The 23,031-nt window shown below is 53.0% G+C and carries 27 protein-coding genes; 25 read left to right on the top strand and 2 right to left on the bottom strand.

What is annotated here, in order from left to right; translation table 11 throughout:
• The first annotated feature begins 91 nt into the window (after positions 1-91).
• The 6 genes from prmA (at position 92) to deoC (ending at position 5,897) form a co-directional block, all read left to right on the top strand.
• The gene (gene prmA / locus BN1247_RS08740; protein WP_054950042.1) at positions 92-1,033 is read left to right on the top strand and encodes a 50S ribosomal protein L11 methyltransferase; all 942 of its coding nucleotides are present in this window, start codon (positions 92-94) and stop codon (positions 1,031-1,033) included.
• A 176-nt stretch (positions 1,034-1,209) separates the two neighbouring features.
• Positions 1,210-2,544, top strand: a complete 1,335-nt coding sequence (mtaB, locus tag BN1247_RS08735; RefSeq protein WP_054950041.1) for a tRNA (N(6)-L-threonylcarbamoyladenosine(37)-C(2))-methylthiotransferase MtaB — start codon at positions 1,210-1,212, stop codon at positions 2,542-2,544.
• A 252-nt stretch (positions 2,545-2,796) separates the two neighbouring features.
• Positions 2,797-3,096, top strand: a complete 300-nt coding sequence (locus tag BN1247_RS08730; protein ID WP_054950040.1) for a YhdT family protein — start codon at positions 2,797-2,799, stop codon at positions 3,094-3,096.
• Positions 3,093-4,562 (top strand): sodium/pantothenate symporter, encoded by a 1,470-nt coding sequence (panF, locus tag BN1247_RS08725; protein ID WP_054950039.1) that lies wholly within the window; start codon positions 3,093-3,095, stop codon positions 4,560-4,562. The genes BN1247_RS08730 and panF overlap by 4 nt, the downstream gene beginning before the upstream one ends.
• Before the next feature lie 69 nt (positions 4,563-4,631).
• Positions 4,632-5,075 (top strand): NUDIX hydrolase, encoded by a 444-nt coding sequence (locus BN1247_RS08720; RefSeq protein WP_054950038.1) that lies wholly within the window; start codon positions 4,632-4,634, stop codon positions 5,073-5,075.
• 129 nt (positions 5,076-5,204) lie between these two features.
• Positions 5,205-5,897: a deoxyribose-phosphate aldolase gene (deoC, locus tag BN1247_RS08715; RefSeq protein WP_054950037.1), complete on the top strand. Its 693-nt coding sequence runs from the start codon at positions 5,205-5,207 to the stop codon at positions 5,895-5,897.
• Positions 5,898-6,021: 124 nt separating this feature from the next.
• Here deoC and BN1247_RS08710 read toward each other — a convergent pair whose 3' ends face one another.
• Positions 6,022-6,945 (bottom strand): Na/Pi cotransporter family protein, encoded by a 924-nt coding sequence (locus BN1247_RS08710; RefSeq protein WP_054950036.1) that lies wholly within the window; start codon positions 6,943-6,945, stop codon positions 6,022-6,024.
• 98 nt (positions 6,946-7,043) lie between these two features.
• On the bottom strand, positions 7,044-7,529 hold the full coding sequence (locus BN1247_RS08705) for a hypothetical protein (protein ID WP_054950035.1): 486 nt from the start codon (positions 7,527-7,529) through the stop codon (positions 7,044-7,046).
• Positions 7,530-7,691: 162 nt separating this feature from the next.
• On the opposite strand from BN1247_RS08705, the gene BN1247_RS08700 reads away from it, so the two are divergent.
• The 19 genes from BN1247_RS08700 to recO all read left to right on the top strand — a co-directional run bounded on the left by BN1247_RS08700 (position 7,692) and on the right by recO (position 22,950).
• A complete protein-coding gene (locus BN1247_RS08700) occupies positions 7,692-8,762 on the top strand; it encodes a CotH kinase family protein (RefSeq protein ID WP_054950034.1) in 1,071 nt (356 codons plus the stop codon).
• Positions 8,763-8,875: 113 nt separating this feature from the next.
• The gene (locus BN1247_RS08695) at positions 8,876-9,220 is read left to right on the top strand and encodes a histidine triad nucleotide-binding protein (protein ID WP_054950033.1); all 345 of its coding nucleotides are present in this window, start codon (positions 8,876-8,878) and stop codon (positions 9,218-9,220) included.
• Positions 9,221-9,347: 127 nt separating this feature from the next.
• Positions 9,348-9,521: a 30S ribosomal protein S21 gene (gene rpsU, locus BN1247_RS08690; RefSeq protein WP_054950032.1), complete on the top strand. Its 174-nt coding sequence runs from the start codon at positions 9,348-9,350 to the stop codon at positions 9,519-9,521.
• Between the two features lie 13 nt (positions 9,522-9,534).
• The gene (locus BN1247_RS08685; RefSeq protein ID WP_054950031.1) at positions 9,535-9,978 is read left to right on the top strand and encodes a GatB/YqeY domain-containing protein; all 444 of its coding nucleotides are present in this window, start codon (positions 9,535-9,537) and stop codon (positions 9,976-9,978) included.
• Positions 9,979-10,148: 170 nt separating this feature from the next.
• On the top strand, positions 10,149-11,480 hold the full coding sequence (locus tag BN1247_RS08680) for an NfeD family protein (RefSeq protein WP_054950030.1): 1,332 nt from the start codon (positions 10,149-10,151) through the stop codon (positions 11,478-11,480).
• Between the two features lie 24 nt (positions 11,481-11,504).
• Positions 11,505-12,494 carry a flotillin-like protein FloA gene (floA, locus tag BN1247_RS08675; protein WP_054950029.1) on the top strand — a complete coding sequence of 330 codons (990 nt, stop codon included), beginning with the start codon at positions 11,505-11,507 and terminating at the stop codon, positions 12,492-12,494.
• A 19-nt stretch (positions 12,495-12,513) separates the two neighbouring features.
• Positions 12,514-13,341, top strand: a complete 828-nt coding sequence (locus BN1247_RS08670; RefSeq protein ID WP_054950028.1) for a hypothetical protein — start codon at positions 12,514-12,516, stop codon at positions 13,339-13,341.
• Positions 13,342-13,425: 84 nt separating this feature from the next.
• Positions 13,426-13,614 carry an alpha/beta-type small acid-soluble spore protein gene (locus BN1247_RS08665; RefSeq protein ID WP_054950027.1) on the top strand — a complete coding sequence of 63 codons (189 nt, stop codon included), beginning with the start codon at positions 13,426-13,428 and terminating at the stop codon, positions 13,612-13,614.
• 109 nt (positions 13,615-13,723) lie between these two features.
• Complete coding sequence (yqfC, locus tag BN1247_RS08660; protein WP_054951578.1) at positions 13,724-14,005, top strand: sporulation protein YqfC; 282 nt, start codon at positions 13,724-13,726, stop codon at positions 14,003-14,005.
• Between the two features lie 63 nt (positions 14,006-14,068).
• Positions 14,069-15,304 (top strand): sporulation protein YqfD, encoded by a 1,236-nt coding sequence (gene yqfD, locus BN1247_RS08655; RefSeq protein ID WP_054950026.1) that lies wholly within the window; start codon positions 14,069-14,071, stop codon positions 15,302-15,304.
• Positions 15,301-16,260 carry a PhoH family protein gene (locus BN1247_RS08650; RefSeq protein WP_054950025.1) on the top strand — a complete coding sequence of 320 codons (960 nt, stop codon included), beginning with the start codon at positions 15,301-15,303 and terminating at the stop codon, positions 16,258-16,260. The genes yqfD and BN1247_RS08650 overlap by 4 nt, the downstream gene beginning before the upstream one ends.
• Positions 16,261-16,273: 13 nt before the next feature.
• Positions 16,274-18,409, top strand: coding sequence for an HD family phosphohydrolase (locus BN1247_RS08645; RefSeq protein WP_054950024.1), 2,136 nt, complete (start codon positions 16,274-16,276; stop codon positions 18,407-18,409).
• Positions 18,409-18,873, top strand: coding sequence for an rRNA maturation RNase YbeY (gene ybeY, locus BN1247_RS08640; protein ID WP_054950023.1), 465 nt, complete (start codon positions 18,409-18,411; stop codon positions 18,871-18,873). Before BN1247_RS08645 ends, ybeY begins: the two co-directional genes overlap by 1 nt.
• Before the next feature lie 18 nt (positions 18,874-18,891).
• Positions 18,892-19,599 (top strand): diacylglycerol kinase, encoded by a 708-nt coding sequence (locus tag BN1247_RS08635; RefSeq protein WP_054950022.1) that lies wholly within the window; start codon positions 18,892-18,894, stop codon positions 19,597-19,599.
• Between the two features lie 11 nt (positions 19,600-19,610).
• Positions 19,611-20,354 carry a DUF502 domain-containing protein gene (locus tag BN1247_RS08630; RefSeq protein ID WP_054950021.1) on the top strand — a complete coding sequence of 248 codons (744 nt, stop codon included), beginning with the start codon at positions 19,611-19,613 and terminating at the stop codon, positions 20,352-20,354.
• An 88-nt stretch (positions 20,355-20,442) separates the two neighbouring features.
• Entirely contained in the window at positions 20,443-20,841 is a 399-nt protein-coding gene (locus BN1247_RS08625) for a cytidine deaminase (protein ID WP_054950020.1), read from the top strand.
• The gene (gene era, locus BN1247_RS08620; protein WP_054950019.1) at positions 20,828-21,736 is read left to right on the top strand and encodes a GTPase Era; all 909 of its coding nucleotides are present in this window, start codon (positions 20,828-20,830) and stop codon (positions 21,734-21,736) included. Before BN1247_RS08625 ends, era begins: the two co-directional genes overlap by 14 nt.
• A gap of 105 nt (positions 21,737-21,841) precedes the next feature.
• Positions 21,842-21,988, top strand: a complete 147-nt coding sequence (locus BN1247_RS17440) for a YqzL family protein (protein ID WP_147675295.1) — start codon at positions 21,842-21,844, stop codon at positions 21,986-21,988.
• Positions 21,989-22,200: 212 nt separating this feature from the next.
• Positions 22,201-22,950, top strand: coding sequence for a DNA repair protein RecO (recO, locus tag BN1247_RS08615; RefSeq protein WP_054950018.1), 750 nt, complete (start codon positions 22,201-22,203; stop codon positions 22,948-22,950).
• Positions 22,951-23,031: the final 81 nt, after the last annotated feature.

Here is a 23,031-nt window from a genome sequence, read left to right as displayed (position 1 = left end):
TCTAAATAGTGGAGCAGCGAGTGACATGTGATCACGCGCGATCTTATGGGAACGTATTTTGAGTGGCTTAATCGCAATAAGGAGTGGGACGATGACGAAATGGGCTGAAATTTGTGTTCATATCGGGCACGAAGCGCAAGAGGCGGCGGCGAACATTTTGTACGAGGCGGGGGCGAAAGGTGTCGTCATCGAAGATTCGGCGCTCCCAGAGCGGGAGTGGGAGGCGTCGTACGGCGAAATATATGAGTTGAACGTCGAAGATTACCCGTCTGAAGGTGTCATTTTAAAAGCGTATTTGCCGCTCGGCAGCAACTTGGCGGAAACGGTGGAGAATGTCACCGCGCGCGTCGCCGGGTTAGTCGCTTACGATTTGGACATCGGTCCGGGTACGGTTACCGTTAACGAAGTCGATCCGCGCGACTGGGAGTCCGCCTGGAAAAAATATTATAAGCCGACGCGCCTCGCGGAGAAACTGATCGTGAAGCCGACTTGGGAAGCGTACGAACCGCCGCACTCTGGCGACATTGTCATCGAACTCGACCCGGGAATGGCGTTCGGTACGGGCACTCACCCTTCAACAGCACTCGTCCTTCGCTCGTTAGAAAAAATCGTACAAGGTGGGGAACGGGTCGTCGACGTCGGTTGCGGCAGCGGGATCCTCAGCATTGCGGCGGCGAAGCTCGGTACGGCCAGCGTACTCGCGCTCGACGTCGACGATGTCGCTGTAGAGGTGACGCGGGAAAACGTCCGTACGAACGGTGCCGAGGCACAGGTTGCAGTGCGCCAAAACGATTTATTGCACGGTGTCGAAGGACCCTTTGACATTGCGCTGGCTAATATTTTAGCGGAAGTCATCCTGCAGTTCGTCGGCGATGCCGCACGTGTCCTTAAACCAGGCGGCTATTACATTATGTCTGGCATTATCGAGGCAAAGGAGCGACTCGTCACCGAGGCCCTCGAGGCACACCAGTTTCGCATTGTGGAAACAATCTACCAAGACGATTGGGTAGCGATTACCGCGCAAAAACGATAAAATTAGGAAGATGTACCCCGGAATCTTATCAAGAGGGGTATCGGTTGCGAATGAATGGGAGCATCGCTTGGAACTTACCAAGACGCGCACGAAACGTACGGAACGTACAAAAAGTATAACATACGTAGTGCATACAACACGTGCAATAGATAACAACCGAGGAAAGGAGTGGTTCGATGCAAAGGGTTGCCTTTCACACGTTAGGATGCAAAGTCAACCACTATGAAACAGATGCGATGTGGCAACTGTTTAAACGCGCCGGCTATGAAAAAGTCGACTTCGAAGCGAAGGCGGATGTGTACGTCATTAACACGTGTACGGTGACGAACACGGGGGACAAAAAGAGTCGGCAAACGATTCGCCGCGCGGTACGCCGCAATCCCGATGCGGTCGTTGCCGTGACGGGCTGTTACGCGCAAACGTCGCCCGGTGATATTTTGGCAATCCCGGGGGTCGACGTCGTCGTCGGGACGCAAGGGCGCGATCAACTGCTCACGCACATCGAAGAACACCGCGCCCGCCGCCAACCGGTCAACGCGGTGAAAAATATTATGAAAAACCGCGAATTCGAAGAGCTCGACGTGCCCGCCTACTCGGAGCGCACGCGTGCCTCGTTAAAAATACAAGAAGGATGCAATAATTTTTGTACTTTTTGCATTATCCCTTGGTCGCGCGGCTTAATGCGAAGCCGCAAGCCCGAGAACGTGTTAAAGCAGGCGCGCCAGTTAGTAGACGCCGGCTACAAAGAGATCGTCCTTACCGGCATTCATACTGGCGGTTACGGTGAGGATTTTGAGGACTACAAGCTCGCCGACCTGTTGTGGGATTTAGATACAATCGACGGGCTGAAACGGATCCGCATCAGCTCGATCGAGGCGAGCCAAATCGACGAGCGCGTGTTAGAGGTACTTGGCGAATCCGACAAAATGTGCCGCCACTTGCACATCCCGCTGCAGGCGGGGGACGATGCGGTGCTGAAGCGGATGCGCCGTAAATATACGGTTGCTGAGTACCGCGACAAGATCGCTAAGATTCGCCAAGCGTTGCCTGATCTCGCGGTTACGTCCGACATTATCGTCGGCTTTCCCGGCGAGACGGACGAGATGTTTGAAAACACGTACCGCTTCATCGAAGAAATTAACTTTGCCGAACTGCACGTCTTCCCGTACTCGATGCGCACCGGTACGCCGGCCGCGCGCATGACGGACCAAATCGACGAGGAAGTGAAGAACGCACGTGTGCAGCGCTTAATCGCCTTGTCCGAGCGACTGAGCGAGGCGTATGCGGCCAAGTTCCAAAACGACGTACTCGAAGTGATCCCGGAACAGCCGTATAAAGAGGATCCGGAAAGCGGCTTGTACGAAGGGCATAGCGACAACTATTTGAAACTCGTCTTTCCGGCGAACGAATCGCTCGTCGGCAAACTGTGCAAGGTGCGTCTGGACAAGCCGGGCAAGGAGTACTCGTTTGGGACATTCGTGCGCGACTTCGACCGAGTTGTCGGCGGTTAGCGTCGGCGTTCAAATGCATCTTTTGAAGGGAGAGGCTACTTCCAATGCGTGTTTTTTTCGCAGGAAGTAGTCTTTTCGCTATGTGACGGAATTTTCCTCGGTCATCCGGTCATCTTTCGCCTGTTATTAACTGTTGCGATGAGCGATGAAAAGGCCCGTCCGCACTTAGCAAACTTAGCCTCGCACAGAGCGAACGTGGTAAAATAGTGTAAGTGTCGTTACATATTTTCCAAGGAGAGGGGGATTGCTATTATGGCGGATTTCCACAAGCAGCCGTACGATTCTATTCCCGAAGACCCACGCTACAAAATAGCAAATAGAGAAGCACTTATCGGGGTGATCCTCGCGCTATTGAACTTCGCGTGGTGGTATGGGTTTGCTTACGGGTTGGGGAGCAAACCTGTCGCGGCGTACACGTTTACCCTCGGGTTTCCGGACTGGTTCTTTTACAGTTGTATTATCGGCTTTGTCGTGTTTGCGGTGCTCGTCTATATCGTCGTGCACTTTTTGTTTCAGGAGATTCCGTTTGACGACGGGGGTGGGGACGAATGAAGTGGCCAGTGATCATCCCGCTCCTCATCTTCCTCATCGCCGTCTTTGGCGTCGGCTTTTATGCGTCGCGTTTGCGGGTGCGGGTGCCGGACTTTTTACAAGACTATTTTATCGGTAGCCGCGAATTAGGCGGCTTCGTGTTGGCGATGACGATGGTCGCGACATACGGCAGTGCGAGCAGTTTTATCGGCGGGCCGGGAGTGGCCTATCAGACGGGGCTCGGTTGGGTTCTGCTCGCGATGGCGCAGCTCGTGACCGGCTATTTTACGCTCGCCGTGTTGGGGAAGAAGTTTGCGATCGTCTCGCGCAAAATTAACGCCGTCACGTTAATCGACTTTTTGAAGGCGCGTTACCGCCATAAGTGGGTCGTCATTCTTTCCGCCCTTTCCATCGTCATCTTTCTGTTCTCGGCGATGGCGGCGCAGTGGGTCGGCGGGGCGCGGCTCGTGGCGTCGTTCACGGGGCTTTCTTATCAGTCGGCGCTGTTCGTCTTTGCCGTTTCTGTGCTCGTGTACGTCATTGTCGGCGGGTTTCGCGCCGTGGCGTTAACGGATGCGATGCAAGGAACGGTCATGTTTTTTGGCACGCTCATTATTTTAGTCGGCACCGTCGTCGCCGGAGGCGGTGTAACGAATATTATGGCCGACTTACAAGCGCAAAACCCGAACTTGTTGACCCCCTTTGGCGCGGATGGCCAGCTGACGCCACTATACGTGTCTTCGTTTTGGATTCTCGTCGGCGTCGGTGTCGTCGGGTTACCGCAAGTGGCGGTGCGGGCGATGTCTTACCGCAATGCGCGGGCCATGCACCGCGCCATGGTCATCGGCACGGTCGTCGTCGGTTTTATTATGCTCGGCATGCACTTAACAGGCGTTTTTGCCCGTGCGGTTATACCAAACATCGCCGAGCCGGACGACGTGATGCCGCTCATCACGCTTCACGTGTTGCCAGCGTGGCTCGCGGGGATCGTGTTGGCTGCGCCGCTAGCAGCGGTCATGTCTACGGTCGATTCATTGTTGCTCTTAGTGAGCTCCTCTGTTGTGAAAGACGTTTATTTGAACTATATTCGGCCTGAGGCGAGTGCAGTGACAGTGAAGCGGATGAGTATGTCCGTGACGGCCGTCATCGGGCTATTAGTCGTCTCACTGGCGATTCAGCCTCCGGATCTGTTAATTTGGCTCAACTTGTTTGCGTTTGGCGGGCTAGAAGCAGCGTTTATTTGGCCGGTCGTGTTAGGGCTATACTGGAGGAAAGGGAATGCGTACGGGGCTCTCGCGTCGATGGCGACCGGTGTCACCTCTTACATTTTGTTTGACCAGCTGTGGCCGAATCCACTCGAAATGCACACGGTCGTCTTACCGGTGTTGCTCTCCTTAGTTGCTTACGTCGCCGTCAGTTTAATGACCGGGCGGAAGCGCCCCGACGTGCAGCGAGAAGTGGTTGGAAAGTTTTGGGGTGTGTCATAGATTGTCACCCTAGTGACGTCGATTATCGCGAAAAATATGGTATCATTGTGGAATGAGTGGAGGGAAACGATGGCAGCGAACAAAGAAGTAGCCGCAGGAGGGGTCGTTTACAGACGCGTGGACGATCGGGACGATCGGTTAGAACTCCTGTTGATCGAGGATCAGTACGGACACTGGACCTTTCCGAAAGGAAAGCGAGAAGCTGGTGAAACGCCGCCTGAAACAGCCCTAAGGGAAATTCAAGAAGAAACGGGCGTGACGGGAGAAATTGTGCAGCCGCTAACAATTGTCCGCTACGCCTATGACAAACCCTTGTGCGGTACGGTCGACAAAGAAGTGCACTACTATTTAGTTGCGAGCAAGGCGGGAGAGATTCGGCCGCAACTCGAAGAAATTAAACAGGTGGCGTGGTTTTCCCCTGCAGCTGCGCGGGAGCGGCAGCGCCAAGCGGGGTACGGTAACAACGACGCTGTGTTAGCTCGTGCCCTCGAGTTGCTCAGACAAACTGAGTAACTCATGCGATGTGGGAGTCTCATACTTTTTGAGTGACTCATACTATTTGAGATGCGACTCTTACCGACTAGGTGTCTCGTACCTTATAAGTGACTCATACCATCATTGTGAAGTGAGGAGAATTGCGACATGACGAAAGCATCGCTTGCTAGAACGATCGACCATACATTGTTAAAACCAGAGGCCACTGCAGCCCAAATCGATGCGCTGTGCGATGAAGCGCTGGCGCACGGCTTTGCTTCCGTGTGCGTCAACCCGTGTTGGGTCGCCCGCTGTGCGGCAAGGCTTAAAGGGTCTGAAGTGAAAGTGTGCACGGTCATTGGCTTTCCGTTAGGCGCGGCGACGACAGCGAGCAAAGTGAGTGAGACGAATGACGCGCTAGAAAACGGGGCGACCGAAATCGATATGGTGATCAATATCGGTTGGTTAAAGTCGGGATTGACGGAACAGGTGAAAGAGGACATCGCCGCTGTCGTACGCGCTTCGCACTGGAAAGCGATCGTGAAAGTCATCATCGAAACGGGGTTATTAACCGATGAGGAAAAACGGCTCGCTTGCAAGCTCGCGAAAGAAGCGGGGGCGCACTTTGTGAAGACGTCGACCGGGTTTGGCCACGGTGGGGCGACTGTCTCCGACGTTAAGCTTATGCGCGAGACAGTCGGGGAGCGGTTAGGTGTGAAAGCGTCGGGTGGCATTCGCGACTTGGCAACGGCGGAAGCGATGCTCGCGGCAGGGGCGACGCGTCTCGGAGCGAGTGCCGGCGTGTCGATCGTCAGCGGCAGCGACAAGGCCGGAGGCGGAGCGGACAACGGTAGTTATTGATCTCGTGTGGCACGTGAGTCCATACAGTGCGTGATCCCGTGCGATGTGTGTAGCTTAGGCTCCCATGTACCGCCACCAGGAACGAGGGTAGGATGAGTCATTTACTTTTTTTCGCGTTAATTCGTTAAGATGAAGTCGGGAGCAGGCGGCCCACGAAGCGGGCGAGGGCGTGACTGAACGGTAACAACAGCAGCGCGGAGATTGCGTTAAACCCGGTTTGAAAGTGGGCCACTTGCGCATAGCGAGTGAGTGTCGTACCGCCGAGCCAATCGGCGATGTACGGCGTCAGCGGGTAAAAGGCGAGCAGGCCGACGGCGTTAATGAGCAAGTGGGCGAGCGCGATTTGTTTACCTTCACGATCGCCGCCGACAGCGGCGATCCAAGCGGTCACGCACGTCCCGACATTGCTACCTAGCACGACGGCGAGGGCAAACGGCAGCGTCACGGCATGCGCGTGATACAAGCCCATCATTAAGGCGATCGTGGCACTACTGCTTTGAATGACGGCCGAGAACAACGTGCCGATGAGTACGCCCGCGAGCGTGCTATTCGACGTGGACACAAAGTCGAAAAAGCCGATTCGCTCGAACGAACCGGCGACGCTCGCCATCGCTTGCATCCCGAGAAAAATACAGCCGAGACCGGCGACGGCGAGCCCGATAAAGCGGAGATTAGCCCATGGGAGGACGAGACAGGCGACACCTGTGAGTAGAAGGAACAGGGCGTGTTTTTCGATGGAGACAGCGAGTAGTTCTGTCGTCACACACGTACCGACATTCGTGCCGAGCAACAGCCCGATCGTCTGGGAAAACCGCATCACTTTCGTATTGATAAAGCCGATGATGATTACGGTGACCGCACTGCTACTCTGTAGGACGACAGTAGCGACTAACCCGGTCAAAAAACCGATGAACGGCGTTTGCGTAAACTGGTATAGCCACTTTTGCAATCGATTACCAGTCAGGCGGGCGAGCCCGAGGCGCAATACTTGCATCCCGAATAAAAAAATCGCTAATCCCGTCGCTAGCGGAATGACAATTTCCCGCATCCTTCTACACCTCCACCATACTTAAACGATATGGTGTGAGGCGTACGAGCATGACTTATTTTAGGACAACAGAGCGTCCCGTAAACAGTGTGGCGGTGCTATTTGTTGTTTTCCTCCGGGTGTTGCTGGGGATACGGTTGCAAGCTGTTAAAATATGGCTGACTGCCAATAGGTGGTTGTATCTCGTTACCTTGCAGCCCCGGCCCCCAGCCACCTGCACCCCACGGAGACATATGCGGCAGCGAGGTAAACGGCTTGGATTCAAACGGTTTGGGCGACGAAATGTGTGGATGTTGCGGTAACTCGCGGTGGCGTTCGGGTCTTTTTTTGCCCGCCGATCGATGCGGACGTCTTGACGAACGCCGTGGGCGCTCCGAGTGTGGAAAAGGTACATGGTCTTTCGGGAACGGTACCGACTCTCTCATGTAGTGCCCTGTGGAGAAACGGGGATCCAAATTAATGCCCCCGGAGCTTTCCGAGACGTGACGCGGATCGTGTGACCGTAGAACCTTATCGAGCTCCTCGACAATCATTTTGCGAATGAGCTGGCGTAGTTTAGCGTGTGACGTCGTTTTTTTGACCAAAGGTGTTCACTCCTCTCGGGCAAGTGATCATGATGGTGTATTATATGTGTCCCACTAAAAAACGTTATAAGCCTGTGATAAAAATGGTCTGTTGTGCAACACTCCGGGACAAAGCCGGACATACTCTGTATTGAGGTTTCATTTCCGGAGGTGGTTTGTCTCGTGCATGCCCTTCCACGTTACGCGCTGTTCGTCGCACCGCAGCACTTAATGGCGTTAAACGAAAATATTTGGGCAGAAAAGACCGTCCCCGCATACTTAAAAACCGGTGTCGCCACAGAAGCGATCAGACTCAAATACCGTGGCGCACACACGCGTAGCTACACCAAAAAATCGTTCTACATTCGGGGAGAGCGACGTGAATCGCACTTGAACGCCGACTTTGTCGACCCGTCGGCGATTCGCAGTAAACTGTCGTTTGATTCGTTTCTCAAAATGAACGTGTTGTCGCCGCGGGCAACACATGTCACGGTCAGCCTGAACGGCGCTGCGCTCGGCGTATACACGTTACTAGAGTCGGTCGACCAATCGTTTTTAAAGCGTCGCCGCTTACCGCGCGGGGATATTTTTTATGCGATAGACAACCGGGCCAACTTCAGTCTCCGCTACGGGGACGACAAACCCGTACTGAAAAAAAAGATGACAGACGGTTATGAGCTAAAAGTAAGGCATAGCCGCGAGGCATGGCAACGGTTGGCTCGGTTTATTTGGCAACTCAATACGGTAGATGAAGGCAGTCTCAAAGCGTTTCTCGTGCAAAACGTTGCGGTTAAACATTATTTGCGCTGGTTAGCGGGTGTCGTCTTAACGAGCAACGTCGATGGATTTATTCACAATTACGCGCTATACTTTCACCCTGTCAAAAAAAAGTGGTGGATCATTCCGTGGGACTACGACGGAACTTGGGGTAGAGATTGCTACGGCGAACCGCTGTCATCGCATTATGTGCCGCTGTGCGGTTACAACCGCCTGACGGAACGCGTGTTATCCGTGCCTGAGTTTAAAGCGTATTACGTGCAGTTTATGACTGACATACTAACAAGGACACTTGCACCACACGTTCTCATGCCCAAAATCGATCAGCTAATGGCACGCGTCCGTCCAGAAATTGCCCGTTATGAGGGCGAGCCTTATGACATTGACCACTTGTTAGACAAAGAGCGCCAATTGTTAGCTGCTTACGTCTGGAAGCGGCGCCGCTTTTTGTTGCGCGAGCTCCGCAGTTACACGTAAGTTGCGCGCTGTGAACGACCGCTTTAAGTCGTTGCCGCGGAAAATCGCATACGCCTCATTTCCTCCCCGTCCCAAATTGTGGTATACTCCCCATAACGAGAGGGGGTATTTTTGTGAGTGATTGCATCTTTTGCAAAATCGTGGCCGGTGAATTGCCGAGTAAGAAAGTATACGAGGATGAGGAAGTGCTTGCTTTCGAAGATATTTCGCCAGCCGCACCGGTGCACGTCTTGATCATTCCGAAAGTGCACATCGCCTCTGCGCTGCACGTCGCCGAGGAGCAGTTGCCGCTCATCGGGGCGATTCACCGCACAGCTGGGCAATTGGCGCGCGATTTAGGCATAGCTGAAAAAGGCTTTCGCCTCGTCAACAACTGTGGCAATGAGGGGGGGCAAACGGTCGACCACTTGCACTATCACTTATTAGGCGGGCGCCATCTCGGATGGCCGCCAGGCTAAGCGGTTGTTGACACCCAATTTTATTTCAGATTATAATAAAGGTTGAAGTTTGCGGAAGCGGGTAGTGAGAGAACTAGAAGTTCGTATTGTCTCTCTTTATACGGTTCCCACGGAGGGAGGGAATAAAATGGCTGAAACACGCGTTCGAAAAAACGAGTCATTAGATAGTGCCCTTCGCCGCTTTAAGAGGTCATGCTCTAAGTCCGGCGTTATGTCGGAAGTGAGGAAAAGATCGTACTACGATAAGCCGAGTGTGAAACGGAAGAAGAAAGCTGAAGCGGCTCGCAAGCGCAAGTATTAGGGGGTAAGCTCTGTTGTCATTAGCGGATCGATTAGTTGAAGACATGAAAGCGGCGATGAAGGCGAAAGACAAGGACACGTTAAGTGTCATTCGCATGGTACGCGCTGCCATTAATAACGCCCAAATTGACCGCGGTCAGCCACTTAGCGACGCCGAAGTGACGGAGATACTCGCTAAGGAATTGAAACAGCGAAACGATTCCCTCCGCGAATTTTCGAAGGCAGGACGGGCCGACCTCACCGCTAAGACCGAGCGGGAAATCGATATTTTAAAGCGGTATTTACCCGAGCAGTTGAGTGAAGAACAGCTCCGGCTCCTCGTGCAAGACACGATTCAAGCCACAGGGGCGCGTTCCAAAGCAGATATGGGGAAAGTAATGGCCGCACTCATGCCGCAAGTTAAGGGGCGAGCAGACGGCAAACTAGTCAATCGCCTCGTACAAGAAGCGCTGAGCTAACTTTTTTGACATCGACGGAGAGGCAGGCCACTCTCCGTTTTAATTTTGTCCACTTTGTATTGTGTCACATTAACTGCCGTCCTTTTTATATATTCCCGTTTAAAGAAAGTGAAACCTTGCGTCATATGAAACGTAATACGTAATACGTGGTACGGGCGAGGGGGAGTGGCGTGCGAAAAACGACTATTTTCATCTGTTTATGCTTGCTCCTTTTTTCCGGCTTGGCGATGGGTGGCGTACAAGCTGCTGAGCAAGAGGGCAAGGCGGAGACGGTTTATTGGATTCCGCTAAACAATACGATTGAACAAGGGTTGACGACGTACTTAACACGTACGTTCCAAGAAGCACAAGAGGCATCTGCCGCAGCGATCGTCGTCGAAATGCGCACGCTCGGCGGCGAAGTAGGTGCAGCGCTAGACATCGGGCAATTAATTGCTCGCTCCCCCGTACCGGTTACTGTCTTCATTCGCGGTGAAGCGATTTCTGCCGGTGCCTACATCGCCCTAAACGCCCCCACGATTGTCATGACGAAAGACAGTGCGATCGGGGCAGCCGAACCGCGTTTAATTTCCGGCGAGGCCGCCGATCCGAAAACAGTGGCCGCCTGGAGTTCAAAAATGCGCAGCGCAGCCGAGGCGAACGGCCGCGACGGCGATATTGCCGCCGGAATGGTCGACCGTAACGTCGTCATTAAAGGGCTGAAAGAAAAAGGGAGTCTCATTAGCTTATCGGCGGAACAAGCAGTAAAATTAAACATAGCGGATCGGCTTGCTGACGAAGAAGCGGACGTGCTCGATACGATCGGCTTGCCACAGGCGAAGATCGTGAAGACGGACTTGACTTTGGCGGAAAAGGTAGCGCGTTTTCTGACTAGTCCGTTCGTTATCCCGATTTTGTTTACGATCGGTTTAGTCGGCATTGCTGTCGAGTTGTTTACCCCTGGCTTCGGCATTGCCGGCGGCATTGGCGTGACGGCGTTCGCCCTTTATTTTTTCGGGCACTTCATCGCTGGATTCGCCGGTGCGGAAACGTTTGTCCTATTCGTCATCGGCATTGTGCTCCTTGTCGTCGAGCTATTCGTACCCGGATTCGGCCTGTTCGGTATCCTTGGGATCATCTCGCTCGGCACCGGAATCGCGCGCGCTGCGTACGATTCCGTGTATGTATTGATCGCCTTGTCCGGTGCGCTGCTCGTCGCTCTCGTCGTTCTGTTCGTCGTCATCCGCCTGTTCGGGGGGAAGGGGGCGTGGCGCAAATTTGTGTTGACGGAAAAACAAGACAACGAAGCTGGCTACGTTGCGGCCTCGCCGCATAAAGATTTATTGGGGAAACAAGGGCAGACGGTGACGCCCCTCCGTCCCGCTGGCGCTGCAAAGTTTGAGACACAGCGGATCGATGTCGTCAGTGACGGCAGTTTTATTCCGCAAGGCGAACCCGTTGTCGTCGTTGCCGTCGATGGTACCAAGGTCGTCGTCCGCCGGTCGGCCGACGATTCACAATAAAGGAAGTGACAAGGAGGCTTTTTGATGGATGCTAGTGTAATAAGTGTTGTTTTTCTCGGAGTCGTCGCTTTTATCGTGTTGGCGATCCTCTTTACCTTCGTCCCTGTCAGGTTGTGGATTTCTGCACTCGCTTCAGGCGTAAAAGTGGGGATCTTTACGCTCATCGGGATGCGCCTCAGACGTATTTCTCCGGCGCGTATCATTAACCCGTTAATTAAGGCGTCTAAAGCAGGGCTAGACATTACAATTAACCAATTGGAGACGCACTATTTAGCTGGCGGTAACGTCGACCGCGTCGTCGACGCCCTCGTCGCGGCACAGCGGGCCGATATCGACCTCCCGTTTATGCGGGCGGCGGCGATCGACTTGGCTGGGCGCGACGTGTTACAGGCGGTGCAGATGAGCGTTAACCCACGCGTCATCGAAACGCCGAAAGTGTCTGCCGTCGCTAAAGACGGGATCGAAGTGATCGTGCGTGCCCGCGTGACGGTTCGCGCCAACATTGACCGTTTAGTCGGGGGGGCAGGTGAAGAGACGATCATTGCCCGCGTCGGTGAAGGGATCGTCACCACGAACGGTTCGGCGGAAAGTCATAAAGTCGTGTTAGAAAATCCGGACCTCATTTCGAATACCGTGCTGCAAAAAGGGTTAGACTCCGGTACAGCTTTTGAAATACTGTCTATCGATATCGCCGACGTCGACATCGGTAAAAACATCGGGGCGAAGCTGCAAACAGACCAGGCAGAAGCCGATAAGCGCATTGCGCAAGCGAAAGCGGAAGAGCGGCGGGCGATGGCCGTCGCGAAAGAGCAAGAAATGAAAGCGCGCGTCGAAGAAATGCGCTCGAAGGTCGTCGAACAAGAAGCGGAAATTCCGCTGGCGATGGCTGACGCCTTGCGTAAAGGCAAATTAGGTGTGATGGATTATTACAACATGAAAAATGTGATCGCAGATACGAGCATGCGGGAGGCGATCGGCCGCGATGACGACGGTGGCCCCGGCAGTACTTCTTAAGTAAGGGCGGGTGGTTCACGTGGACGAATTATTTGACACAGTCTCAAGGTTTTGGCCCTTCATTCTCTTTGCGCTCATTTTTATATTTAATGTGTTCGGTCGATCGTCCGTGCAACAGAAAGGCAGTCGGCAACACCAACACCCTGCGGCAGAAAATCGTCCTTTGCGCGAGCGGGAAGAAAACGATGCCCAAGACGACGATGCCGACGTGGAGCGATGGTTTGAAGAGGACGACGATGAAGACGCGGAAGAAAAAGCGCGACACGTCGCGCGCGAGCGGTGGCAGGACGAACAGAGGGACGGGCGGATGCATCAACCGAGTGATCCTACTCACTCCGGTTCTCCGAGTAACTACGGTTACCCAGACTCCCCCAGTAACCCAGTACATCCCAGTAACCACGGTAACCCGAGTCATCCTAGCCAACCCGCGCAGCGCGTGCCGGCGTCACCTGAACTGTCACGCGCGAGCCGGGAGCAACAGCCGAAAAAACGGAATTTGTTCCAAGAGCTGATGGAAGAGGTCGAGTCTGCCACGCGCGAGATTACGCGCGAACGACAGGTAGGGCGTACGGCGAACGAAGAGCGGGAAATGGAGCTTAAACAAGCGTACGAAGAGATGCGTGAGCAGTATGAACAGGTACGCGAGCAGTTGGAACACGTGCGTAAACAGCATGAACAGCCGAGCGAGCCTCGCCATAGGCGTCGCACGGGGGCGCGTACTACTGAACACGCCGCCTTTCGATTTGACCGTCGCGCCGCAAGGCAAGGTGTGGTGTGGGCGGAAATACTCGGGAGCCCGCGCGCAAAGCGGCCGCACCAACCGCCTTCTCCACAAGGTCGACCGTAACATTTTCCCTTTCTAGTCAACAATTGAGTCTTATGTTCTCACCTCCCGAACCCATACTAAGTGTACAGACAGGAGGTGAGAACTATGCCGCGTTCGTCAAATCGATTGCTCGTACAGGGCGCATCGCAAGTGATCGACCAGTTTAAAATGGAAATCGCTTCCGAATTTGGCGTGAACCTCGGCGCAGACAGTACGTCCCGCGCCAACGGATCAGTCGGTGGTGAAATTACGAAGCGACTCGTCCGGCAAGCACAACAACAGCTGCACAAGTAACGGTATAAAAATTTTATATTTTTGGTAACGTTTAGGAGCGACTCTTTGTCGCTCCTTTCATATTTTTTGCCATACAAGCATATGTGTAAACGACGGGGGGAATGGGATGATGCGATTCATCGGACAAAACATGCGTAAATTAACAGCGGAATTGTTCGACTTACCGAAAGATGTGGTGTTGAACCTCCCCCGCGTGACGCTAATCGGTCCGTTGCAAATGACGATCGAAAACCATCGAGGCGTCGTCCATTTCTCCGAGAGCGAATTGCGCCTACGACTAATCGAAGGAGAACTGAAAATCGTCGGGGAAAAATTGCGCATCCGCACGATATCTAAAGAAGACGTCTTTGTCGAGGGTAAGATTACAGACGTGTCGTTCTCACGTACGTAAAAGGTACTGGCAGACACTCATAAATAGAACTACCGGACAAAAGGACAAGAGGAGCGAACGACCGTGCAGCAAAATAACTTTGTACAGCTTCTGCGGGGATACGTGATGATCGAACTGCGGCAGGGTAACATTAGCGCACTCATCAACGAGACGCAGACGGCGGGCATCGCTATATGGGACATAGAATGGAAAAAAAAGGGACATGCCGTTTTTTGCCTGTTCGCGCACGACTTTAAACGCTTTCGGCACGTCGTGCGCGCTGCTGGAGCGAAGGTGACTATTTTAGAAAAGCATGGCCTTCCGTTCATTTTGAGTCGCGTACAAAATCGGTCGTTTTTCGTCATTGGGTTGATCGCGTGTCTCGTCAGCCTTTTCATAGCGAGTAACATGATTTGGAGCGTCGAAATACACGGTAACGAGGCGATCCCGGAAAAAGAAATTGCCCGGCTGGCGAACGAAGTAGGTGTCTACCGCGGCCAGTTTCAGTTTCGCCTCGCGACGAATGAAGCGATTCAACGGCAGCTGACGCTCGGACTGAGTGACGCTTCGTGGGTTGGCTTTCACGTGCAGGGGACGAAGGCGATCATTACCGTCGTGGAAAAGAAAAAAGCGGCGGAAGACGAGGCGAAAGCACCGCGCGGCCCCTATGACTTAGTGGCAAAGCGATCCGCGACGATCGTCGATTTGTCCGAAGTCGAGACGGGACGCATCCTCGTCGAATACAATCAAACGGTACGCAAAGGGGAGCGGCTCGTATCCGGTATTTACGGCAGCGGCGGTGATGACGAAGACGGGGGCATAGCGGATATTGTCGGGGCGCGAGGCGCCGTCATCGGGGAGACATGGTATGAGACGACAGCGTCTGTCCCCCTCGTGCAGACGCACAAAGTGTACACCGGTAACCGCGATACGACCCATTATCCTTACATTGGCAGCTGGCCACTGTACATTCCGTTTTTCGACGACATTCCGTTTGACAGATATGAAACGATTCAGCGGTCTAAAACGTTGTATATACGAGGGTGGAAACTGCCGTTCGGCCTCGTTGAAGAGGAACGTATGGAAACGGAGCAACGACGCGAGCAGTTGACAGCGCGTGAAGCGGAGCAATTGGCGCTTGCGCGGGCGCGCGACGACGTGTTAGCAAAATTGGGCCCGGACGGCGAAATAAAAGCAGTAAAGATTTTGCAGAAAGAAGTGAACGGTGGTAAAGTGGAGTTAAAGATTTTATTTACCGTATGGGAGAACATCGCGCAACCTGAACCAATTTTTATACAGAAAAGTGAGGACGATACATGACCGCAGTATTGAAAATGCATTTGGACGACGCGTCAGACGGGCAGGCGCTGTTCGGTCCACACGACCAGTTTTTAAAAATTATCGAAGAGCGTACGGATACACGTATTGTTATGCGCGAAGGGCATTTGCTCATTTACGGAGAGAAGGGTGAACAGGAAGCGTTAGAGGATTTGTTCAACGTCTTATTGACTCTCGTCAGGCAAGGGATAACGCTTACGGAACGCGATGTGCGCTACGCCCTCGAACTCGCACACAGTGGAAAAGTACACGAATTACTGGATTTGTTTGACGACGAGATCGGGGTAACATATAGAGGAAAAGTCATTCGGGCTAAATCGTTAGGACAACGTCGCTACATCTCGGCTCTGAAAAAACATGACATCGTCTTCGGCATCGGTCCCGCGGGAACGGGGAAAACGTTGCTTGCTGTCGTGTTTGCGGTCATGGCGTTAAAGCAAAACAAAGTAAAGCGACTCGTGCTGACGCGCCCCGCTGTCGAAGCAGGGGAGAATCTCGGGTTCCTCCCTGGAGATTTACAAGAAAAAGTTGACCCGTATTTACGTCCGCTGTACGACGGGTTGTACTTTGTGCTAGGTGTTGAGCAAGTGAACAAGCTGTTTGAACGGAAAGTGATCGAAATAGCCCCACTCGCTTATATGCGTGGCCGTACGCTAGAGGACAGTTTTATCATTTTAGACGAAGCGCAAAATACGACACCTGAACAGATGAAAATGTTTTTGACGCGCTTAGGTTTCGGTTCGAAAATGGCGATCACCGGCGATGTGACGCAAGTCGATTTGCCCCGGGGCAAATCGTCCGGTCTCGTCGAAGCGGAGCGAATTTTGCAATCCGTGGACGGCGTGTCCTTTATTCATTTGGGGCAAGAAGATGTGGTGCGCCACTCGTTAGTGCAAAAAATTATCGAAGCGTACGCCTCAGCCGAGCAGGGGGTATAAGGAGCGTAAACGGATGGACGCAAAAGGTAAACGCTTAGCGAAAAGAACTCGTCCGTGGCGCCTTCCAGGCTACTGGAATACAAGCTTACGGGTCAAGTTTTCCTTGTACGTTTTGCTAGGCATTTGTATGTACGCTTTGCTAATCGGGAACGTCCTACCAGAGAGGTACGAGTTGTCCGAAGGGTCGGAGAGCCCGGAAACGATTGTCGCCCCGGTCGACCGCATTGACGAGAAGGCGACCGAAGAAGCGCGCAGCGAAGCGGCTGCCACCGTCCCCTTGCAACACAAAATCGATGAGCAAGTGACGACGAATCAAGTCGAAAAAATCAATCGTCTCTTTATCGATGCGCGGCGCAACGTCGATGATAAGGCGCTGACAGAACGGGAGCGGATCGAGAACATTGCCGACCGTGCAGCGTTTGATCTGTCCGACGAAGTACTATTAAAAATGGTGCGCATTTCTGGAGACGAACTCGTGACGACGCAGGCGATGACGCGACGGGTTGTACAAGACGTTATGAGTAGCGGCGTCAACGAGCAAGAAGGCGATGAAGCGAAAAAACGGATTGACCAGCAACTCGTCACGTCTAATTTAGGCAGCAACGCCCGTTTTGTGGCGCGGGAAGTCGCGCGCCAGGCGATCGTCGTCAACATCGTGTACGACAAGGCGAAAACGGAAGCGATGCGTCAGGCCGCAGCAGATAGCGTCGAACCGGTGCGCATTAACCGCGGTGACCCGATCGTCTTTAAAGGGGAGCTCATTACGCAGCAGCAGTATCGGCAACTGACCGAATTAGGGCTGCTGAACGACGCGAAAAATATTTGGCCGTATGTGGGCCTCGCTTTATTTATAATGCTGATGCTCGCTTTTTTATACTTCTCCATTCATACCGCTAAACATAGTTTCACGCTCGACAACACGCGGTTGTCCATGCTCGTACTCATTATTGCTCTCAATTTGGGGACTATGAAATTCGTCAGTTTAGGGCAAACTGTAGAGACGAGTTACTTTGGCTACATCGCCCCTGTCGCACTCGGATCGATGCTCATCGCCGTACTTATTGACGTGCGTCTCGCCTTATTCGCTGGGATTGTGTTTAGTGTGTTTGCCGCGATGATGTTCAACCCGGAAGGACGGGTGCTGTTCGACTTTCGTTTCGGCCTGTACACGCTCATCGCTTGTTCCACGGGGGCGTTTGCTCTGCACAATGCGCGCCAGCGAAGTTCGGTGTTACGGGCAGGTTTACTCGTCTCTGCTCTCAACGTATTGCCGATCAGTGCGATCTTTATGCTCTCGACGAGCGGATACAGTTGGGAAGATATTTTTAAATCGATCGGCTTCGGTGTCGGGGGCGGGATCCTCGCTGCCGTGCTTACGCTCGGTTTGTTGCCGTTTTTTGAAGCGGCGTTCGGTATTTTATCGTCGATGAAACTACTCGAACTGGCGAATCCGAACCAACCGTTGTTGCGCAAGTTGCTCATCGAGACGCCAGGGACGTACCACCACAGTGTCATCGTCGGCAATTTGGCGGAAGCTGCCGCCGAAGCGATCGGTGCGGATGGTTTACTCGCGCGTGTCGGGGCGTACTACCACGACTTAGGCAAAACGAAGCGCGCCCAGTTTTTTATCGAAAATCAAGTGCACGGCGATAACCCACACGACAAAATTTCGGCGCACTTGAGCAAGACGATTATCATTAGTCACGTGCGCGACGGGGTGGAAATACTACGCGAAGCGAACATTCCGAAACCGATCCTAGATATCGCGGAGCAGCATCACGGCACGACGCTTTTAAAGTTTTTTTACTACAAGGCGATGAAGCAAGAAGACGGGGCGCAAGTGTTGGAAGAAGACTTCCGTTACCCTGGTCCGAAACCGCAGTCTAAAGTGGCGGCGATCGTCAACATCGCCGACAGCGTCGAAGCTGCCGTTCGTTCGATCGGCCGGCCGACGCCGTCTCGCATCGAAGCACTCGTGCGCAAAATTATTCGCGACCGTTTAGAGGACGGTCAGTTCGATGAGTGTGATATTACGTTGAAAGAGTTGGATCTGATCGGAAAATCGATACTAGAAACGCTTAATGGTATTTTTCACCAACGCATTGAATACCCGGAAGAGATGCCGGTAAAGGGAGCGAAACACGCGTAATGTCAATCACAGTCCATATTAACAACGAACAAGAAAGCGTATCGGTTCCCGACCGCTTCACCGCGCTCATTCGTACGGCGATCGCGCAGACGGCGACGATGGAGCGTGTCCAAGCGGGCGAAGTGTCAGTGACGCTCGTCGACGACGCGCGCATCCACGCGTTAAACGAGGCGTATCGGCAAGTTGATCGGCCGACGGACGTCCTCTCTTTTCCACAGGGCGACGATTTCCCGCTGCCGGAAGAGAGCGGCGTCGCGCCGTTGTTAGGAGATATCGTTATTTCACTACCACGGGCAAAGGAACAAGCCGAAAGCTACGGGCACTCGCTCGAGCGGGAGCTAGCGTTTCTCACGACGCACGGATTTCTCCATTTACTTGGGTACGATCACCAAACAGAAGCCGAGGAGAAACAGATGTTTAGGCGACAAGAGGACGTACTTGCCGCGATCGGTCTCACCCGGTAACTATAGGGGGGAGGTAACGTGCAAGGAGGAGGAAATGGGCCTACGCGCAACTTACTAGAAAGTTTCAAATGTGCGATTGAAGGCATCGTCCACGCGCTCGCCACAGAGCGCAACTTGCGCATTCACTTCAGCGCCGCACTCGCGGTGATGGTGTTAAGTTTGCTATTCGGGGTCAATCGATTTGAGGCGCTTTTACTGTTCATTGCGATTACGCTCGTGATCGTGGCGGAGCTATTTAATACCGCGTTAGAAGCAGTCGTCGATTTAGTGACGACTAAATACCACCCGCTGGCGAAAGTGGCCAAAGACGTTGCGGCAGGCGCTGTCTTTCTTACAGCAGGCCTCGCCTTGGCGATCGGTCTCATCGTCTTCATTCCATACATTCTCGACTTTTTGCAACATGCGTTGCCGCGTGTGTACGACCGCGATGTCAGTGTGTCGCTCGTGCTCGGTATGGTGTTGTTCGCCACGATGTTACTTAAGGCACGCGCCAACGTGAAAGGGCTAGGCATTAATCCGAGTTTACAGAGTGCGCTCGCTGTATCGATCGTGCTCACCGTGTGGTGGCTGACATTTCACGTCATCGTCGCCGTGTTAGTGACCGTCCTCTCCATCCTGTTAATCGGGGGCCGCTTATTAAAACCGCAAGACATACCTTCGGTCTTGTGGGGCGCCGCCGTCGGCGGAGTCTTCACGGTCATAGGCATTATGTTAAATCTAGTATAGGAAGTGCGTCGATGAAAGATTCTACCCAACATATGCTGAAAAAAATGCGCGATTATTTATTTGTCGGCCTAGTCGTTTCTTTGCCAGCGGTGGCTACGATTTACGTGCTGAAGTTACTCTTTCATATCGTCGACCCGATTTTAGGGTTGTTCGTTAATTTTTTGATCGGGTTGATCCCCGGGGTCGAGTTTCCGTTGCATCTGAAAGGGTTCACGATCGAATACATTCCCGGGATCGGCTTGCTGTTGACGGTCATCTTGCTCATCTTGCTCGGGATGGCGACGAAGAGCTTCTTCGGTAAACGGATGTTACAAATTACCGAAAAAGTGTTTTCCAGTATTCCGATCGCCCGACAAGTGTATTCGACAGTCAACCAAGTCGTTAACGCCTTCGTCCGCGAGAAGGCGTCTTTTCAACGCGTTGCGCTCGTCGAGTACCCGCGCAAAGGGGTGTATACCGTCGGTTTTTTGACGGGAGAGACGAGCGACGAAATAGTTGACAAGACAGGCCAAAAAATGGTAAACATATTCTTACCGACGACACCGAACCCGACTTCTGGCTGGCTCGTCCTCGTTCCGGTCGAAGATGTCATTTATCTCGACATGAAGGTAGAAGACGGGCTCAAGTACATCGTGTCCGGCGGGGTCGTCGTGCCTTCTTGGAACAAAAACGGACAGGTGATACTTAACGACGGTTTACCGGCTCGCACGCAAGGCGAACCTGAGAAAAAAAGCATGTGGAAACGGAAATCGTGAAAGAGCACATCATGGACATAGCAAATAAGTAAAAAAGTCAACGAAAATACAGCGAGAGCTGAAAGTCACGGGAAAGGATGTTAAACGGATGGAACAATTAATCGCAGCAGCAAAAGAAGCAAGGGGGCGGGCATACGTCCCGTATTCGCGCTTTCCCGTCGGCGCAGCGCTGCTTTTGCCAAACGGGGAAATCGTTAGCGGGTGTAACATCGAAAACGCGTCGTACGGATTGACGAACTGTGCCGAGCGGACCGCTATTTTTAAAGCGGTATCGAGAGGCGAACGACAAATTGCCGCTGTTGCCGTCATTGCCGATACGAATGACCCTGTATCCCCGTGCGGCGCCTGCCGGCAAGTGTTGGCAGAATTTTGTGCGCCTAATGTCCCCGTTTATTTGGCAAACTTAAAGGGAGACGTGCGCGAAACGACGATTTCTGAACTGTTACCTTTCTCTTTTACGCAGGAGGCACTAGATGGCACACGATAAGACGCGCTCCGGCTTTGTTGCCTTAATCGGACGACCGAACGTCGGAAAATCGACGCTAATGAACGCGATCATCGGCCAAAAAGTCGCGATTATGTCCAACAAACCACAGACGACGCGCAACCGAATTCAAGGGGTGTACACGGATGACACCGGACAAATCATCTTCCTCGATACGCCCGGGATCCACAAACCGAAATCGCGGTTAGGCGATTATATGGTGAAAACGGCGCTGACGACGTTAAAAGAGGTCGATTTAATTTGCTGGGTCGTCGATGCCGAGCAACCCTTCGGCGCGGGGGACGCTTACATTATCGACGCGCTAAAACAAGTCGATACGCCTGTTTTTTTACTCGTCAACAAAATTGACCGCACTCGGCCGGATGCGCTGCTACCGTTTATCGATCGGTACCGCCACGCGCTTTCTTTTGCCGAAGTCATTCCGATCTCGGCGCTACAGGAAACGAACTTACGAACGGTTGTCGAGCAAATTTATGCGCGCTTGCCCGAAGGTCCGAAATATTACCCAGAAGAAATGGTGACCGATCACCCGGAACAGTTCATCGTCGCTGAACTCATTCGCGAAAAAATATTGTTCAAGACGCACGAAGAAATTCCGCATTCGATTGCGGTCGTCATCGAAGATATGGAACGGCGCGACGATCGGCGCGGGACGGTGTACGTGCGTGCCACCGTCTTTACGGAGCGTCCGTCACAAAAGGGTATTATCATCGGCAAACAGGGGCAAATGCTGAAAGATGTCGGCCGCGAGGCGCGGCAAGACGTCGAACGGCTGTTAGGGTCGCCTGTTTATCTTGACTTATGGGTAAAAGTAAAGCAAAATTGGCGTAACGAGGCTCGCGTGTTACAGCAGTTAGGCTTTAGCGACCGCGACTGAAAGGACGTACGACCGTCGATTGACAATTTTTCCAACGAATAGGTCGCGTCGCTGCGGTTAATTTTAATAACTAAAGAGGACTTAAGGGAGAAAGGAAGAGTGAGTGTGCACGATTTTATTTGGAATGTGTTTCGCGCTACCGGTAATATCGATACGTACTTGCTGTACAAAGACTCACTCGAAACAGAAAACGTACAAGATCAGGCTGAGGAAAAAACGGATCCGGATCCTGGGCCACTGCTTAAACCTTGAGAAGCGGTTGCGGATCCCGATTCGCAGTTTTCTCATGGACTGCGGGGCTGGATCCCGATCCGCAGCTTTCCCGTGGACTGCGGGGCTAGATGCCAATCCGCCGCCTCGATTTGGAACGAGAAGCTACATTCCCGTTCGTGTGTTGTCATGGAGCGCGAAGCTGTGTTATCCGGCTCGCGCAATATTGCTTGAACGTTAGAAAGAGGATTGTTATGCTCGTCAAAACGGAAGGGATCGTCATTCGCACGCGAGACTACGGCGAAGCAAACAAAATTGTCGTTTTGTACACGCGCGAACACGGCAAAATTGCCCTCATGGCGCGCGGAGCAAAGAAAGCACAAAGCCGTCTGCGTGGGGTGACACAAGTACTGACTCACGGTCAGTACCTTTATTTTGCTGGCCGCGGCATGGGGAATCTCAATCAAGGGGAAACGATTCATACGTTTCATTCGCTGCACGAAGACATTCTGACGATGTCGTACGCCGCCTATATCGTCGAATTACTCGAAAAGATGACGGAAGACGCGGAACCGAACGGTTACTTATTCCATCTGTTAGAAAAAATTTTGTTATCGTTGCAGGAAGGGAAGGATGCGGACATTTTGTGCCGCATTTTTGAGTTGAAACTGCTCGCCTTATCTGGTTACCGCCCACAATTAGAAGCGTGTGTCCACTGCGGCGCGACCGATCGCCCGTATACGTTCAGCGCGGCCAAAGGCGGCTTTCTCTGTCTCGATTGCCGTCAGCACGACCCGCAAGGACTTACGTTATCCCCGGCTTCGCAGCGGCTGTTGCGGCTTTTTTTATATTTTGATATCGACCGCCTCGGCGATATTCGCGTGAAAGAAGAGACGAAACGACAACTAGAGCGCGCCATGCGCGCCTATATAGACTATCATACGGACCTTTATTTAAAATCGCGGCAGTTTCTGGAACAGATGTTGCAGTTTGAGAACGAGTGAATCCGGCGATCAAGACGTACCATGAAGAGACGTACCATGAAGAGACGTACCATGAAGAAGCCTTTATCCGGGGGCCTCTTT

This window comes from Numidum massiliense, from assembly GCF_001375555.1.
Taxonomy (GTDB): Bacteria; Bacillota; Bacilli; order Thermoactinomycetales; family Novibacillaceae; genus Numidum; species Numidum massiliense.
Note: the sequence above shows the minus strand (reverse complement) of the source record. Positions and strands in the feature narration are given on the sequence as shown.

Coding starts and splice junctions, on each gene's coding strand:
- prmA (WP_054950042.1), top strand. CDS start 92: ATGACGAAATGGGCTGAAATTTGTGTTCATATCGGGCACGAAGCGCAA.
- mtaB (WP_054950041.1), top strand. CDS start 1,210: ATGCAAAGGGTTGCCTTTCACACGTTAGGATGCAAAGTCAACCACTAT.
- BN1247_RS08730 (WP_054950040.1), top strand. CDS start 2,797: ATGGCGGATTTCCACAAGCAGCCGTACGATTCTATTCCCGAAGACCCA.
- panF (WP_054950039.1), top strand. CDS start 3,093: ATGAAGTGGCCAGTGATCATCCCGCTCCTCATCTTCCTCATCGCCGTC.
- BN1247_RS08720 (WP_054950038.1), top strand. CDS start 4,632: ATGGCAGCGAACAAAGAAGTAGCCGCAGGAGGGGTCGTTTACAGACGC.
- deoC (WP_054950037.1), top strand. CDS start 5,205: ATGACGAAAGCATCGCTTGCTAGAACGATCGACCATACATTGTTAAAA.
- BN1247_RS08710 (WP_054950036.1), bottom strand. CDS start 6,945: ATGCGGGAAATTGTCATTCCGCTAGCGACGGGATTAGCGATTTTTTTA.
- rpsU (WP_054950032.1), top strand. CDS start 9,348: ATGGCTGAAACACGCGTTCGAAAAAACGAGTCATTAGATAGTGCCCTT.
- floA (WP_054950029.1), top strand. CDS start 11,505: ATGGATGCTAGTGTAATAAGTGTTGTTTTTCTCGGAGTCGTCGCTTTT.
- BN1247_RS08665 (WP_054950027.1), top strand. CDS start 13,426: ATGCCGCGTTCGTCAAATCGATTGCTCGTACAGGGCGCATCGCAAGTG.
- yqfC (WP_054951578.1), top strand. CDS start 13,724: ATGCGATTCATCGGACAAAACATGCGTAAATTAACAGCGGAATTGTTC.
- BN1247_RS08650 (WP_054950025.1), top strand. CDS start 15,301: ATGACCGCAGTATTGAAAATGCATTTGGACGACGCGTCAGACGGGCAG.
- BN1247_RS08645 (WP_054950024.1), top strand. CDS start 16,274: ATGGACGCAAAAGGTAAACGCTTAGCGAAAAGAACTCGTCCGTGGCGC.
- ybeY (WP_054950023.1), top strand. CDS start 18,409: ATGTCAATCACAGTCCATATTAACAACGAACAAGAAAGCGTATCGGTT.
- BN1247_RS08630 (WP_054950021.1), top strand. CDS start 19,611: ATGAAAGATTCTACCCAACATATGCTGAAAAAAATGCGCGATTATTTA.
- BN1247_RS08625 (WP_054950020.1), top strand. CDS start 20,443: ATGGAACAATTAATCGCAGCAGCAAAAGAAGCAAGGGGGCGGGCATAC.
- era (WP_054950019.1), top strand. CDS start 20,828: ATGGCACACGATAAGACGCGCTCCGGCTTTGTTGCCTTAATCGGACGA.
- recO (WP_054950018.1), top strand. CDS start 22,201: ATGCTCGTCAAAACGGAAGGGATCGTCATTCGCACGCGAGACTACGGC.